This is a genomic window from Prevotella sp. E13-17 (assembly GCF_022024035.1).
Classification (GTDB): Bacteria; Bacteroidota; Bacteroidia; order Bacteroidales; family Bacteroidaceae; genus Prevotella.
The window spans coordinates 1810121-1824378 of sequence record NZ_CP091787.1 but is presented as its reverse complement, the minus strand read 5'-3'; the positions used below and the strand labels follow the sequence as shown (position 1 = coordinate 1824378).

General features: G+C 39.2%; 16 protein-coding genes. 10 read left to right on the top strand and 6 right to left on the bottom strand.

The genetic code is table 11. The features are described 5' to 3' along the window. Window positions 1-5 precede the first annotated feature (5 nt). From hisIE to L6472_RS07105, 6 genes are read right to left on the bottom strand one after another with little or no spacing between them, the layout of a single operon-like run. Window positions 6-671, bottom strand: a complete 666-nt coding sequence (gene hisIE, locus L6472_RS07130; RefSeq protein WP_044109442.1) for a bifunctional phosphoribosyl-AMP cyclohydrolase/phosphoribosyl-ATP diphosphatase HisIE — start codon at window positions 669-671, stop codon at window positions 6-8. Beyond that, window positions 646-1404, bottom strand: a complete 759-nt coding sequence (hisF, locus tag L6472_RS07125) for an imidazole glycerol phosphate synthase subunit HisF (protein WP_237803762.1) — start codon at window positions 1402-1404, stop codon at window positions 646-648. The genes hisIE and hisF overlap by 26 nt, the downstream gene beginning before the upstream one ends. After that, a complete protein-coding gene (gene hisA, locus L6472_RS07120) occupies window positions 1395-2129 on the bottom strand; it encodes a 1-(5-phosphoribosyl)-5-[(5-phosphoribosylamino)methylideneamino]imidazole-4-carboxamide isomerase (protein ID WP_027450290.1) in 735 nt (244 codons plus the stop codon). The genes hisF and hisA overlap by 10 nt, the downstream gene beginning before the upstream one ends. Next, entirely contained in the window at window positions 2126-2707 is a 582-nt protein-coding gene (gene hisH, locus L6472_RS07115; RefSeq protein ID WP_237803761.1) for an imidazole glycerol phosphate synthase subunit HisH, read from the bottom strand. Before hisH ends, hisA begins: the two co-directional genes overlap by 4 nt. Then, window positions 2707-3570 carry a formyltetrahydrofolate deformylase gene (gene purU, locus L6472_RS07110; RefSeq protein WP_237803760.1) on the bottom strand — a complete coding sequence of 288 codons (864 nt, stop codon included), beginning with the start codon at window positions 3568-3570 and terminating at the stop codon, window positions 2707-2709. Before purU ends, hisH begins: the two co-directional genes overlap by 1 nt. A 59-nt stretch (window positions 3571-3629) precedes the next feature. Next, window positions 3630-4211: a phosphoribosylglycinamide formyltransferase gene (locus tag L6472_RS07105; RefSeq protein WP_237803759.1), complete on the bottom strand. Its 582-nt coding sequence runs from the start codon at window positions 4209-4211 to the stop codon at window positions 3630-3632. 155 nt (window positions 4212-4366) lie between these two features. Here L6472_RS07105 and L6472_RS07100 point away from each other — a divergent pair, with 155 nt between their 5' ends. The 10 genes from L6472_RS07100 to L6472_RS07055 all read left to right on the top strand — a co-directional run bounded on the left by L6472_RS07100 (window position 4367) and on the right by L6472_RS07055 (window position 14255). Beyond that, the gene (locus L6472_RS07100) at window positions 4367-4798 is read left to right on the top strand and encodes an AraC family transcriptional regulator (RefSeq protein WP_237803758.1); all 432 of its coding nucleotides are present in this window, start codon (window positions 4367-4369) and stop codon (window positions 4796-4798) included. Between the two features lie 6 nt (window positions 4799-4804). Beyond that, complete coding sequence (locus L6472_RS07095) at window positions 4805-6757, top strand: dipeptidyl peptidase 3 (RefSeq protein ID WP_237803757.1); 1953 nt, start codon at window positions 4805-4807, stop codon at window positions 6755-6757. Beyond that, window positions 6757-7371: a DNA alkylation repair protein gene (locus L6472_RS07090; protein WP_237803756.1), complete on the top strand. Its 615-nt coding sequence runs from the start codon at window positions 6757-6759 to the stop codon at window positions 7369-7371. The genes L6472_RS07095 and L6472_RS07090 overlap by 1 nt, the downstream gene beginning before the upstream one ends. A gap of 140 nt (window positions 7372-7511) precedes the next feature. Next, window positions 7512-8471 (top strand): signal recognition particle-docking protein FtsY, encoded by a 960-nt coding sequence (gene ftsY, locus L6472_RS07085; RefSeq protein WP_237803755.1) that lies wholly within the window; start codon window positions 7512-7514, stop codon window positions 8469-8471. Then, a complete protein-coding gene (rimO, locus tag L6472_RS07080; RefSeq protein ID WP_237803753.1) occupies window positions 8461-9762 on the top strand; it encodes a 30S ribosomal protein S12 methylthiotransferase RimO in 1302 nt (433 codons plus the stop codon). Before ftsY ends, rimO begins: the two co-directional genes overlap by 11 nt. After that, on the top strand, window positions 9755-10042 hold the full coding sequence (locus tag L6472_RS07075; RefSeq protein WP_237803752.1) for an HU family DNA-binding protein: 288 nt from the start codon (window positions 9755-9757) through the stop codon (window positions 10040-10042). Before rimO ends, L6472_RS07075 begins: the two co-directional genes overlap by 8 nt. Further along, entirely contained in the window at window positions 10042-11310 is a 1269-nt protein-coding gene (locus L6472_RS07070; protein ID WP_237803751.1) for an HU family DNA-binding protein, read from the top strand. The genes L6472_RS07075 and L6472_RS07070 overlap by 1 nt, the downstream gene beginning before the upstream one ends. A gap of 19 nt (window positions 11311-11329) precedes the next feature. Beyond that, entirely contained in the window at window positions 11330-12325 is a 996-nt protein-coding gene (locus L6472_RS07065; protein ID WP_237803750.1) for a MoxR family ATPase, read from the top strand. Further along, on the top strand, window positions 12325-13194 hold the full coding sequence (locus tag L6472_RS07060) for a DUF58 domain-containing protein (RefSeq protein ID WP_237803749.1): 870 nt from the start codon (window positions 12325-12327) through the stop codon (window positions 13192-13194). The genes L6472_RS07065 and L6472_RS07060 overlap by 1 nt, the downstream gene beginning before the upstream one ends. Then, the gene (locus L6472_RS07055; RefSeq protein ID WP_237803748.1) at window positions 13194-14255 is read left to right on the top strand and encodes a hypothetical protein; all 1062 of its coding nucleotides are present in this window, start codon (window positions 13194-13196) and stop codon (window positions 14253-14255) included. The genes L6472_RS07060 and L6472_RS07055 overlap by 1 nt, the downstream gene beginning before the upstream one ends. Window positions 14256-14258: the final 3 nt, after the last annotated feature.

Genomic DNA, 14258 nt, shown 5'->3' with positions numbered 1-14258 from the left:
TATTGTTATTTCATTTGGCCTGCAGCTTTTGCAGCACGTCTTTTTTTATCCCACTCGGGATCATGGCGTTTTTGGAGTTCGTCAGCAACATCTTCGATTCTCTTTCCTTTGTGTGTGAGAAGAACCAATAAATGATAAAGAAGATCGGATGCTTCATATATCAAATGCTCATCTGTTCCGTTTGTTGCTTCGATGACAGTTTCCAAGGCTTCTTCACCGACCTTTTGCGCAATCTTATTTACACCTTCTTTGAAAAGCTTTGTTGTATAGCTTCCCTCTGGCATTTCTTTATGACGCTGTTCTATAAAATCCTGCAATTCTGAAAGAAAAGTAAGAGAACTGCTTTCCAAAGGGTTGTTATCTTCACCCCAACATGTGTCAGTACCCTTGTGACATGTAGGACCTTGTGGATGGACCTTTACAAGCAAGGTGTCGTTGTCACAATCAACCTTCATGTCAACAAGGTTTAGAAAATGTCCGCTGGTTTCACCTTTTGTCCAAAGTGTGTTACGAGTACGACTCCAAAATGTGACATGTTTTGTCTCTAGCGTTTTTTGATATGCTTCTTCATTCATGAAGCCTAGCATTAAAACATTTTTAGTACTTGCATCTTGAATGATGGCAGGCACCAAACCTCCCATCTTCTCAAAGTCTAACATTAATTCCTTCATTATACAGATATTTTTTTAGTTCAGGAATAGATATTTCCCCAAAGTGAAACACGCTTGCAGCTAGGGCTGCATCTGCATGTCCTTGTGTAAACGCATTAACGAAATCTTCTTTCTTGCCGGCACCACCACTAGCGATGATGGGTATTGAAAGACTGTCAGCCAAATGGCAAAGAGCTTTATTGGCAAAACCTTCTTTAACGCCATCATGGTCCATTGATGTGAACAATATTTCTCCTGCTCCACGTTCTTGTGCTTCACGAGCCCAGTCGAATAGGTTTAATTCTGTGCGTTCACGTCCTCCTTTGAGATAGCAATGCCAGCCATCACTGTCAAAACGAGCATCGATGGCTACCACGCATACCTGTGATCCAAATCGATTGGCAATTTCTTCTATTAGCTCTGGACGGCGGATGGCCGCGCTATTTACACTGACTTTGTCAGCGCCTGCATATAGTAGGCGTTCAACGTCTGAAAGTTCATTAATACCACCTCCTACAGTAAAGGGGATGTTTACCTGTTGTGCAACACGAGTTACCATATCAGTGAACGTTTTACGCTTTTCATACGAAGCGGTGATGTCAAGAAATACAAGTTCATCGGCTCCTTGAGCAGAATATAACTTGCCCAGCTCGACAGGATCTCCCGCCGAGCGAAGATTGACGAAATTGGTACCTTTTACTGTTTCGCCATCTTTCACATCTAAACAAGGGATGATTCTTTTTGCTAACCCCATTTTTGTGTGTTCTTTAATTGAATCAATTCTTTCATGTCTATCTTTCCTTCGTAGATTGCCTTTCCAAAAACAACGGCTGGTATAGCGGAGTCGCTCAAGTTTTTTATATCTTCGATACTTCCAATGCCTCCACTAGCAATTAGGTGAAGATGAGGATAGATATTCATTATTTCTTTATATAGTGGAGTGGCAGGTCCTGACAATGTTCCGTCACGAGATATTTCTGTGCACAATACGTTTTTTACACCCATCTTCACATAGCGTTTCAGAAAAGATAGAAGTTCATCGTTTGAATCGTCTTTCCAGCCATTAATACTGATTTTCCCGTTGCGTACGTCAGCTCCTAAAATAATATGATCAGGACCATATTTGTTCAGCCAATTCTCAAACAATTCAGGATTTGTGACAGCTACTGAGCCAATAGTCACCATAGAAGCTCCTGCATCAAATGCCTTTTGAATATCATCATCAGTCTTGATACCACCGCCGAAGTCAACAATTAGATTTGTCGCTTCCGTAATCTGACGAAGCACAGAATCATTAACAATATGCTTTGACTTAGCACCATCTAAATCAACCATATGAAGACGTTTAAAACCTAATGCCTCAAACTGTTGAGCCATATCGATAGGTTCGCCATATACCGACTTCGTTTCGTAATCACCTTTTGTTAGACGAACACATTTGCCGTCAATGATATCTATTGCTGGTATAAGTTCAATCATAATTCAATAAAACGTTTAATAATACGTTCACCTACATCGCCACTCTTTTCAGGATGAAATTGGCATGAATAAAAGTTGTCCTTATGTAATGCGGCAGAGTAGGGCAGAATGTAATCTGCAGTGGCAATTGTCTCGTTACACAATGGCACATAATAGCTATGCACAAAATAGACATAACTGTTGTTTTCAAAAAGAGGCGATTTTACATCTCTCAGCTGATTCCATCCCATACATGGAACTTTTTCTTGATGTATAGTGGGCTGAAAGCGCTTGACTTCTGTATCAAATATTCCGATACAGTCTACATCGCCTTCTTCAGAGTGTCGACAGAGCAACTGCTGACCAATGCATATACCAAGTACTGGTTGGCGCAGAGAACGAATGACTTCATCTAAGCCATGCTGACGAAGATATGCCATTGCGTTACTGGCTTCTCCTTGCCCAGGAAATATCACACGATCTGCTTGACGAATCAACTTGGCGTCGTCCGTTAGTATTGGATCAATGCCAATTCTCTTCAGCGCATTCAAAACTGAATAGACGTTTCCTGCATTATATTTTACGACAGCTACTTGCATTAACTGAAAATAATCGTTTTGTTTTTATATGTTAGTACTTTTCGTTGGATATGTTTTGTAACCGCTCTTGACAGAACAATCTTTTCAAGATCTTTTCCTTTTAGAACGAGACTTTCAGGGGTGTCTTTGTGAGTGATACGTGTTACATCCTGCTCAATAATAGGACCAGCATCCAACTCTGCTGTTACGTAATGACTTGTGGCACCAATGATTTTGACGCCGCGCTCCCAAGCCTGATGGTATGGCTTAGCACCAACAAAAGCAGGTAGGAAGGAATGATGAATATTAATAATATGGTGAGGATATGCAGCAATCATCTCATCACTGATAATCTGCATATAACGAGCCAGAACGATGAATGTTACACTCTCTTTTTTTAGCAAATCCATTTCAGCCTGCTCGACCTCTGCTTTGTTGGAATGGTCTTTTTTGATACTCCAAACATAATATGGAATCCCGAATTGTTCTGCTACGTAACGGAGGTCTTCGTGATTAGAAACAATACAAGGGATGTCAACATCATACTCTCCTGCTTTCCAGCGAGCCAACAAGTCGTAAAGACAATGACTCATTTTTGATACAAATATAGCCATTCGTGGGCGTTGGTCGCTAAAATACAAGGAGAATTCCATGTTGTATCGGCGTGTGTAAAGTGTTTCAATGTATTCTTTGATTTTTTCGCGTGGAATCAAAAAACCGTCCAGTTCCCATTGTATGCGCATAAAGAAAACGCCGTCTTGATGATCTACATACTGATCAAGATCAACGATATTGCCTTCGTTGTCGGTAATAAACTTTGTTACTTCTGAAATAATGCCTTGTTGGTCGGGACAATGCAGAAGCAAAATTGCTGTTGGTTTCATCTGTTTATATTGTGTTTCAATTTCTTTTCGATGTGCAAAATTACAAAATAATAATGAAATTAAGCAAACTTATTTGAGAAAATGCATTCGAGAACTTTGGGAAAGTGCGTCATTTCAAGATTGTGCACCTTCTCTTCTATGTCCTTAGCGGTATCGTCTGGGGACAAAGAAACCTTAAACTGTTTAATAATTGTACCACTATCACATTCGTCGTTTACAAAGTGAATCGTAATGCCTGTTTCGGCTTCTCCAGCAGCTTTCACTGCTTCGTGGACATGGTGCCCCCACATTCCTTTTCCACCAAATTTGGGTAATAATGATGGATGAATATTTACAATGTGGTTAGGAAAAGAATTAACTATGTAGCTTGGCACAATGGGTAAAAATCCTGCCAAAATGATATAATCAATAGAGTGGCTTTGTAAGATATCCATCATGGTTGATTCGTCTTTAAGTTGGATGCTGTCAACCACAATGGTTTCTACTCCAAGTTGTTGCGCACGGACTAAAGCAAATGCGCTTGAACGATTGCTCAAGACAAATTTGATCTTAACTTCCTCTGAACCTGCGAAATGTTTAATAATGTTTTCACAATTCGTACCATTTCCTGAAGCGAATATTGCCACATTTGTAGTCTTCATGTTAAATATGCTTTAATAATTCGTGCAAAAATACAAAATAATCTTTTAATTTGTGCAATTTTCTTTAATTTTCCATTGTTGATAAAATAAATTAATGTATATTTGCAGAAAAAATAATAGGATAGTAAAATATTTAGATTTGATTTGTTTGTTATATGACTAAGTACAACATTACTGAAAAGAAGGAAAAAGAGGCAGCGTACAGAAATCTTGTTAATCCCGCATTGATGGATGAGCTCAAAGAAAAGATTCTGAATATCATTGTAATGCAGAAGAAATATAAAGATCGCGATTTCTCTGCCAAGAAACTTGCCGAAGCATTGGGCACTAACACACGATACATATCTGCTGTAGTGAATGTTAAATTTCACATGAACTACACATCTTTTGTAAATAAGTATCGTATTGAAGAAGCAATGTCTATTCTTGTAGATAAGCGCTATCAAGATTTGAGAATTGAAGAAGTCAGTGACATGGTTGGCTTTGCTAATCGTCAATCTTTCTATGCTTCGTTTTATCGCATCATGGGAATAACACCAAAAGAGTATCGTGTTGCACATTCTTCTAGTCAGAAAAAGAAAAAATAGGTTTTGATGGAGTTGGACGATTTTAATTATCTTAGTGAGAGATTTGCTGATATACAACTGTTAAGATACAGACTTGACGGTTTCGACAAGCTCTCAATTCAACAAAAGAAACTTATTTATTTTCTGGCAAAGGCAACTGTTTTCGGGAGAGACATTACATTTGATCAATTTGGTATATATAACCTTCGTGTCCGAAAGCTATTGGAGGTTGTATATTCCAATTATACTATTAATAGAGATAATGACAATTTCCGAGCTTTAGGAGAATATTTAAAATGCCTGTGGTTCTCAAGTGGTATTTATCATCACTATTCGACTGACAAATTTAAGCCAGGTTTTAGTCGGGATTATCTTTATCAAGTATTAAAACAATGCAATCCACAATCACTGCCTCTCAATGAGGGACAATCGGTGGAAGGTATGTGTGAAGAGCTTTTCCCAATAATCTTTGATGAGCATATTCTCCCCAAACGTGTCAATAAGGCTCAGGGAGAAGATCTTGTCAAAACGTCGGCATGCAATTATTATCAGGGGGTGACACAAGAAGAGGTGGAGGCTTTCTATAATTCAAAAAAGAAAACTGACGATCCAAAGCCTCTATCGTATGGACTGAATAGCACTCTAATCAAAAAGGATGGACGAATATTTGAGGAAGTTTGGTCTGCCAACGGACGTTATGCTAACGCGATTCGTCAAATTGTTTATTGGTTAGAGAAAGCAAAAGGTGTAGCCGAAAATGATAGCCAGACCAATGTGATTGATTTGTTGATAAAATATTATAAATCAGGTAACTTGTGTGATTTTGATGAATTTTCTGTAGAATGGGTGAAGTGCCTTGGTATAAAAGTTGATTTTATTAATGGTTTTATCGAAGTCTATGGTGATCCGTTAGGTATAAAAGGCTCATGGGAGGGACTTGTGGAATATATTAATGAGGATGCAACCCGGCGAACCCAAACTATCAGTAGGAATGCACAATGGTTTGAAGATCACTCTCCTGTTGATGCTCGGTTTAAGAAAGACGTTGTTAAAGGTGTTTCGGCTAATGTGATATGCGCAGCCATGCTTGGTGGTGATGAATACCCATCTACAGCTATAGGTATCAATCTTCCAAATGCAGATTGGATAAGAGCGCAGCATGGATCTAAAAGTATCACAATTAGTAACATCACAGATGCCTATAGAAAGTCGTCGAAGGGGAATGGCTTTCTCAATGAGTTCGTTAGAGATAAGAAAATGTTAGAGCTCATACAGAAATATGATGATGTCTGTGATGATTTACATACCGACCTTCATGAATGTCTTGGGCATGGAAGTGGACAATTGCTTTCTGGTGTAGATCCTGATGCACTCAAATCATATGGCAATGTGATTGAAGAAGCGAGAGCCGATCTCTTTGCACTATATTATATGGCAGACCGTAAATTGGTTGAGCTTGGACTCCTACCAGATGCTGATGCTTATAAGAGCAATTATTATACCTATATTATGAATGGACTGATGACCCAATTGGTTCGAATTAATTATGGACGTGATATAGAAGAAGCTCACATGAGAAATAGGGCTCTAATTGCTAGGTGGTGTTTAGAACATTCACGTTCTATGCGATTAGTGAAGAAAGGCGGTGTCACGCAATTAGAAATTGATGATTATGGGGAGTTAAGAGGTTTGTTCGGGAATTTGCTTGCCGAGATACAAAGAATTAAAAGCGAAGGAGACTATCGTGCGGCTCGAAATATAGTAGAAAAATATGCTGTAAAGATAGATTCTGAATTGCATCGAGAAGTACTTGGCAGATATAAATCCCTAAATCTTGCACCATATAAGGGATTTATAAATCCGTGGATGTCGCCAGTTTACGATAAAAATGGAGATATTATTGACATTCAAATCAACTATTCGGAATCATATGAACACCAAATGTTGCGCTATAGTTCTGAATATGCTACCTTGATATAATGACAACAGAAGAGCAATTAAAGAATATCAAGCAGTCGTTTCGGCTGATTATGGATGGGGCTATCGCACAGTCAATGCGCGATAAAGGCGTAAACTATCATTTGAACTGGGGGGCAAGTGTCTTGTTTCTAAAGAATAAAGCCGATGAAATCGGACTAGATTATGATTTGGCGATAGCACTTTGGAAAGAGAATATTCGCGAGTGTAAAATCCTTGCAACAATGATAATGCCTCCAGAAAAGATGCTTCCGGAAGTGCTTGATTTGTGGGTTGAACAGATTCCATCGGTCGAGATTGCAGAGCAACTTGCCTTTAATCTCATGCAAAAGCTGCCTTTTTCGGGCAGTAAAGCGTTCCTTTACCTGTCAAATAGTGCCGTTTTTCCGCAGATAGTTGGCTACCATACGTTAAGCAGACTTTTTATGCAACGTGTAGAATTGAATGAGAGGGCTATCAATGAATTTGTTGATCAGGCCATTGCAGCCCTTTTGAGTAATCATGTTAGCTTGTCTAAATCAGCCAAACAGGCGCTTATTCGTTTTTCGGAAATGAGTTTGATGCATAAAAGACTGGTTTTATCGGCGACAAGCAGAGTGGGAGTGTCTATTTTGTAGTACACCTTCAAAGGTTTACCCCTTTGATATTATCTTTTATAGTAAAGATATGTGAAAAGAGAACAAAGATTTGTTATAACTCTTGCGCATGTCTTTTCTTTTTTGTAATTTTGCATTTAAAATTATGTAAATGCAATTGTATGGGATTATTTGGATTCTTTAGTAGAAACAAGCAGGAGACACTTGACAAAGGATTGGAAAAGACAAAAACATCGGTGTTTGATAAATTAACGCGTGCTATAGCAGGTAAGTCAAAGGTCGATGATGATGTTTTGGATAATCTTGAGGAGGTTCTTATTACTAGTGACGTTGGTGTTGATACAACGTTGAAAATCATTGAGAGGATTGAAGGACGTGTTGCCCGCGATAAGTATGTTTCTACGAGTGAGCTTAATAATATTCTTCGTGAGGAAATAGCTGCACTGCTTGCAGAAAATAATACCGGAGATAACCGTAACTGGGAATTGCCAACCGACCATCGCCCATACGTTATTTTGGTGGTAGGTGTTAATGGAGTTGGCAAAACTACTACAATTGGTAAGTTGGCTTGGCAATTCAAGCAGGCTGGTAAGAAAGTATATCTGGGCGCTGCCGACACCTTCCGTGCGGCTGCTGTTGAGCAAATATGTATCTGGGGAGAACGCGTTGGCGTTCCTGTCGTAAAGCAACAGATGGGAAGTGACCCCGCTAGTGTGGCTTTCGATACTTTGCAAAGTGCTAAAGCTAATGATGCAGACGTTGTTATTATTGACACCGCTGGTCGTTTGCATAATAAAATTGGCTTGATGAATGAGCTTAAAAAGATCAAGGATGTCATGAAAAAGGTTATACCTACAGCTCCTGACGAAGTTATGTTGGTGTTGGATGGTTCTACTGGTCAGAATGCTTTCGAACAGGCTAAGCAGTTTGCGGCTGTCACTCAGATTACGTCTTTAGCAGTTACCAAGCTAGATGGAACAGCCAAGGGTGGCGTCGTTATTGGCATAAGCGACCAACTGAAGGTGCCTGTTAAGTACATAGGTCTTGGCGAGGGTATGGAAGACTTACAGTTATTCGATAGGAAAGATTTTGTAGATTCATTGTTCAAGAATGAAGCGTAAGACGATAGATTTTATATCCCTCGGTTGTTCTAAGAACCTTGTTGACTCGGAAGTTCTCATGGGACTTTTCGAAGCCAATAACTATGAGGTTATCCATGATAGTGATAATCCCCGAAGTGATATTGTTGTTGTAAACACTTGTGGATTTATTGCCGATGCAAAGGAAGAAAGTATTAATCTGATTTTGGAATTAGTTAAGGCAAAAGAAGAAGGAAGAATCAAAAAAATCTTTGTGATGGGCTGTCTTTCCGAGCGTTATCTTGCAGACTTGGAAAATGAGATTCCTGAAGTTGATGGTTGGTATGGAAAGTTTAACTTTCGTAAGTTGTTGGCTGATCTTGAAGGAAACAATTACTGCACAGGTAAGCGTAAGTTAACGACACCACGGCACTATGCCTATATTAAGATCAGTGAAGGTTGCGATCGCCATTGTGCATATTGTGCCATACCATTGATTACTGGACATCATCAAAGCAGACCAATCGAAGAAATATTAGATGAGGTAAGATCTTTAGTAAAGGGTGGAACGACAGAATTCCAAATTATTGCTCAAGAATTGACCTATTATGGTGTCGATATCTATGGAGAACAGCGTATTGCGCAACTGATAGAACAAATGGCAGATATAGAAGGCGTACGCTGGATTCGTTTACACTATGCTTATCCAACGCATTTCCCTTGGGATCTGTTGAAGGTAATGAACGAGAAACCTAACGTTTGCCGATATTTGGATATTGCTCTGCAACACATTTCTGATCACATGCTGAGTAGAATGCGTAGAAACACGACAAAGGCTGAAACCATAGAACTCATCAAACGTCTTCGCAAGGAGGTCCCTGGCATTCATATACGTACGACGTTAATGGTAGGCTTCCCTGGCGAAACCGACGAGGACTTTAGCGAGTTAGTCAATTTCGTGAAATGGGCACGATTCGAGCGCATGGGCGCTTTTGCTTATTCCGAGGAAGATGGAACATATTCTGCGAAGCACTATGACGATGATGTCCCCAGCGAAATCAAACAACAGAGATTGGATAAATTGATGCGTATTCAGCAGAATATCAGTGCAGAGATTGAAGCCTCGAAGGTGAACACAACAATGCCTGTTGTCATAGATCGCATAGAGGGTAACTACTATATTGGCCGAACAGAATTCTGCTCGCCAGAAGTTGATCCAGAAGTGTTGATTCCTAATAAGTACAATCTTAGAATCGGTGATATGTATAATGTGCACATCATCGATGCCGATGAATTCGATCTTTACGGAGAAATAAAAGACAATTATGAATAACAAAGAGATTATAGCCAGTTTAGCTAAGCGCACTGGATGCAAAGCATCTAAGGCGCAAAACATGATGAATACTTTGATTGCCGCTATGGGAGATTCTTTCCTGGAAGGTGATGCTATACAAATCAACAATCTAGGTTCCTTTGAGGTAAAAAAGAAATTGGAGCGCATTATCACTAACCCTTCGACAGGTCAACGCATGCTTGTTCCCCCGAAATTAGTTCTTACCTTTAAGCCAATACCTTCGTTGAAGGATAAAATAAAGAAAGGAGAGAAACAATAATGGAAAAAGTAAGCATACTTCATCATGCAGCTGTATTGGCTGAAAAGCACGAAATCAGCAAGCAGGAAGCAAAAAAGTTTATTCAAGCCCTTGTCGAGATCATTCAAGAGGGGATAGATAATGATAAACTTGTGAAAATTAAGGGACTTGGCACGTTTAAGATTATAGGTGTCGAATCCCGTGAAAGCGTTGATGTAAACACAGGTAACCGGGTCGTTATCGGTGGTCACGATAAACTGACGTTTACCCCTGATGCTTCCATGAAGGAATTGGTAAATCGTCCTTTCTCACAGTTTGAAACAGTGATTCTAAATGATGGAGTTAACTTTGAAGACGAATTTAATGAGGAAGAAGTCGAAACCTCGACGGTTGTCGAGGCTAACTCCGTTGAGAATGATGTTGAAGCGGAACGTACGGAGATAGAACCTCAAGAAGAAAATGAGAATATTAGTGATTCTGATATAAAACAAGCCCCACGGTGGGATAGTGCAACAGAGCCTAAAGAAGAACCATCTGCGGAATCTACTGAAGATGCATTAGCCGACTTGTCGGAAGATTCTGCTGGTCAACCCGATATGGTTGATAATGCACAATCGGAGTTGCAGAAAGAGCAGAACTTTATAACCGAAAAGAAGGAAGAAACTCAAATGGATAATCAGCCTGATGATAGTCAGCCTGATGACCACGAGAAGGCATCTGCCACAGAAGTCAATGTTGCTGAAGTAGTCTCTTCTAACCCAAAGTTGATTTTTGAAGAAGGAGAACACATCGGTGAAAAGATTCATAAAAACACATACGTTTTTGTGTTTATTATTATAGGTGTTGCTATATTCTCATTGGCTGCCGGCTATTTCATAGGTCAACTTATTGGTGCAATACCTTCTAAAGAAGAAAAGCCATCTGTAGAAATGTTGATAGAACCAGAGGATATACCTGTAGAAGATACCGTATCGGTTGCCAAAGAGAACAAGGTTCTTACAGATTCTGTCAAGAGCATAGAAAACATAAATGATACTTTAAGTTTCTCTCGGCAATACGAAGATAAGGATTCAAGAGTTAGAACTGGTGCCTATTATATTGTTGGCACAGACCAAGTGATAAAGGCTCGAAAAGGACAAACTTTGGGTCGTATATCCAGATCGATTTTGGGTGAGGGTATGGAATGTTATATGGAAGTGTATAATGACATGAAAGCGTCCACCGTTTTAGAGGAAGGACAGGAAATCCTTATACCAAAACTTGTGGTTAAAAAGAAATTAAAGAAATAAATATTAAAACAGATATAGTATGACAGAAAATATTGATATCCGCGAACTTAACATGCGGATTGAGCAGCAAAGCAGCTTTGTTACCAATTTGGTAGCAGGCATGGATCAGGTGATCGTTGGACAGAAGCATCTTGTTGATTCGTTGCTTATTGGATTGCTGAGTGATGGCAATATTCTGCTTGAAGGTGTTCCTGGTTTGGCAAAAACATTGGCTATCAAGACTCTTTCACAGCTTATTGATGCCGATTACAGTCGTATTCAGTTTACACCAGACCTTTTGCCTGCTGACGTAACGGGTACTATGATATATTCTCAAAAGGACGAACGCTTTCAAACAAAAAAAGGACCTATCTTCGCAAACTTTGTATTAGCAGACGAGATAAACCGTGCGCCGGCAAAAGTTCAAAGTGCGCTATTGGAAGCTATGCAGGAAAAACAAGTGACTATTGGAAGCGAAACATTTGAGATGCCAAGTCCATTCCTTGTGATGGCGACACAAAACCCTATCGAACAGGAAGGAACATATCCTCTCCCCGAAGCTCAGGTTGACCGTTTTATGCTAAAAGTTGTTATTGATTATCCTACGCTCGAAGAAGAAAAGAAAATTATTCGCGAAAATATTGCTGGCTCGCTTCCTAAGGTTAAACCAGTTACTACTTCTGCAGATATTTTGAAAGCGCGTGAAGTTGTTCGCGAAGTATATATTGACGAGAAGATTGAGCAATATATTGCAGATATTGTTTTTGCTACTAGATTCCCTGAACGTTATGGACTTAAGGAACTCAAGGACATGATTTCTTTTGGCGGTTCACCACGTGCAAGTATCAATTTGGCAAAGGCAGCTCGAGCATATGCGTTTATCAAACGTCGTGGATATGTTGTCCCAGAAGATGTAAGAGCTGTTGCTCACGATGTTTTACGCCATCGTATAGGTTTGACATATGAAGCAGAAGCTTCTAATGTAACCAGTGAAGAAATTGTAAGTAAAATAATTAATAAAGTTGAAGTACCCTGATGGAGACATCAGAAATTATAAAGAAAGTAAGAAAGATTGAAATTAAGGCTCGTGGCCTTAGTTCAAATATTTTTGCAGGTCAATACCATTCGGCTTTCAAAGGTCGCGGTATGGCATTTTCTGAAGTTCGGGAATACCAATATGGCGATGATGTAAGAGACATAGACTGGAACGTTACAGCGCGTTTTAACAAACCGTATGTCAAGGTGTTTGAAGAAGAGCGTGAGTTGACGGTCATGTTGCTTATTGATGTTAGTGGCTCGTTGGAATTTGGAACTCAGCGCATGATGAAACGTGATATGGCAACAGAAATAGCTGCAACACTTGCTTTTTCTGCTATCCAGAATAACGATAAAATAGGTGTGATATTTTTCTCAGATAAAATCGAGAAATACATTCCTCCAAAGAATGGCCGCAAACATATTTTGTATATCATACGTGAAATGCTCGATTTTAAGGCCGATAGTAAGAGAACAGACGTCGGTAAAGCAATTGAGTTCCTGACCAGTGTTTCTAAACGTCGTTGTACTGCTTTCATTTTGAGTGATTTCTATGTAAGAAACAGTTTCCTCCAGCAATTGGTCATTGCTAATCGTAAACACGATGTGGTGGCCATTCAAATCTATGACAAGCGTGCCAGCGAACTGCCTAATATAGGATTAATGAAAGTTGTTGATGCAGAAACTGGTTACGAACAATACGTGGACACATCGAGCAAGAGTCTTAGAAATGCTTATCATCAATATTGGCTGAAACAACAATCTGATTTAAAAGATATGTTCGTTAGAAGCAATGTAGATAATGTCAGTATTGCAACTGACGAGGATTTTGTCAAATCTCTAATGGTACTTTTTAAACAAAGAGGTTAATGAAGAAAATTATATATAGTATTTTTCTCTTGTTGTTGTCCATACAAGTTAATGCGCAGGTCAAGGTTGAATCTAGTCTAAGTGCTGTGGAAATGCTTGTTGGTCAACAAGTAGAACTAACGATTTGTGCAACAACACCTCCCGATTCCCGCGTTGACTTTCCTAAAGAAGGGTTGATGCCTGCAGGAGTTGAATTTCTTGGAGCCATAGAGAAAGAATCTGAGGTCACTAAAGATGGAAGTGTTCGTCATTCCCGCTCCTACGTGCTGACTTCTTTTGAGGATACACTTTACTATTTGCCACCTTTGATTGTTAAAGTCGATGGTAAAGAGTATAAGACTAACAAGTTGGCTTTAAAGGTTTTAACGGTAGATGTCGATACAACAAATTATGAGAAATACTATGGTCCAAAGGACGTTCAAAACAATCCGTTCTTGTGGAATGGGGAATGGAGTGTTCCTTTCTGGCTCAGCTTTGTTATTATCGTTCTTATTGCTATAACCTATTATCTTTATCTGAGATTAAGGGATAACAAACCAATTATCTCTAAGATCAAGATTATTAAAAAGGTACAACCTCATCAGAGGGCAATGATGGTTATAGAAGAAATCAAAGCCGACAAGATGATTATGTCTGAGAATCCTAAGGATTACTACACGAAACTTACAGACACGCTTCGTAAATACATCGAGGAACGTTATGGCTTCAATGCAATGGAGATGACAAGTAGTGAGATTATTGAGAGATTAATGTCTTCAGACGATCCAAAATCTCTTGAAGAATTGAAGCAATTGTTTAATACTGCAGATCTTGTTAAGTTTGCCAAATATTCGACACTCATTAATGAGAACGACGCTAATCTTGTAAATGCTGTTGACTTTATCAATAAGACGAAGATAGACATTCCCGACACACCAACGACAATAAAAGAACAGTTATCATCAGAAGAATTACGTTCAAAGAATAGCCGATTGCTCTTACAGATTACAATTTCTGTTTTCTGCACCCTCGTACTGTTGCTGTTTGGATATGTTCTATATTGTATTTATGAACTTATTTAAAAG

What these genes read in the sequence shown, in the direction of transcription:
- hisIE (WP_044109442.1), bottom strand. Translation starts at nt 671, where the DNA reads ATGAAGGAATTAATGTTAGACTTTGAGAAGATGGGAGGTTTGGTGCCT.
- hisF (WP_237803762.1), bottom strand. Translation starts at nt 1,404, where the DNA reads ATGGGGTTAGCAAAAAGAATCATCCCTTGTTTAGATGTGAAAGATGGC.
- hisA (WP_027450290.1), bottom strand. Translation starts at nt 2,129, where the DNA reads ATGATTGAACTTATACCAGCAATAGATATCATTGACGGCAAATGTGTT.
- hisH (WP_237803761.1), bottom strand. Translation starts at nt 2,707, where the DNA reads ATGCAAGTAGCTGTCGTAAAATATAATGCAGGAAACGTCTATTCAGTT.
- purU (WP_237803760.1), bottom strand. Translation starts at nt 3,570, where the DNA reads ATGAAACCAACAGCAATTTTGCTTCTGCATTGTCCCGACCAACAAGGC.
- L6472_RS07105 (WP_237803759.1), bottom strand. Translation starts at nt 4,211, where the DNA reads ATGAAGACTACAAATGTGGCAATATTCGCTTCAGGAAATGGTACGAAT.
- L6472_RS07100 (WP_237803758.1), top strand. Translation starts at nt 4,367, where the DNA reads ATGACTAAGTACAACATTACTGAAAAGAAGGAAAAAGAGGCAGCGTAC.
- L6472_RS07095 (WP_237803757.1), top strand. Translation starts at nt 4,805, where the DNA reads ATGGAGTTGGACGATTTTAATTATCTTAGTGAGAGATTTGCTGATATA.
- L6472_RS07090 (WP_237803756.1), top strand. Translation starts at nt 6,757, where the DNA reads ATGACAACAGAAGAGCAATTAAAGAATATCAAGCAGTCGTTTCGGCTG.
- ftsY (WP_237803755.1), top strand. Translation starts at nt 7,512, where the DNA reads ATGGGATTATTTGGATTCTTTAGTAGAAACAAGCAGGAGACACTTGAC.
- rimO (WP_237803753.1), top strand. Translation starts at nt 8,461, where the DNA reads ATGAAGCGTAAGACGATAGATTTTATATCCCTCGGTTGTTCTAAGAAC.
- L6472_RS07075 (WP_237803752.1), top strand. Translation starts at nt 9,755, where the DNA reads ATGAATAACAAAGAGATTATAGCCAGTTTAGCTAAGCGCACTGGATGC.
- L6472_RS07070 (WP_237803751.1), top strand. Translation starts at nt 10,042, where the DNA reads ATGGAAAAAGTAAGCATACTTCATCATGCAGCTGTATTGGCTGAAAAG.
- L6472_RS07065 (WP_237803750.1), top strand. Translation starts at nt 11,330, where the DNA reads ATGACAGAAAATATTGATATCCGCGAACTTAACATGCGGATTGAGCAG.
- L6472_RS07060 (WP_237803749.1), top strand. Translation starts at nt 12,325, where the DNA reads ATGGAGACATCAGAAATTATAAAGAAAGTAAGAAAGATTGAAATTAAG.
- L6472_RS07055 (WP_237803748.1), top strand. Translation starts at nt 13,194, where the DNA reads ATGAAGAAAATTATATATAGTATTTTTCTCTTGTTGTTGTCCATACAA.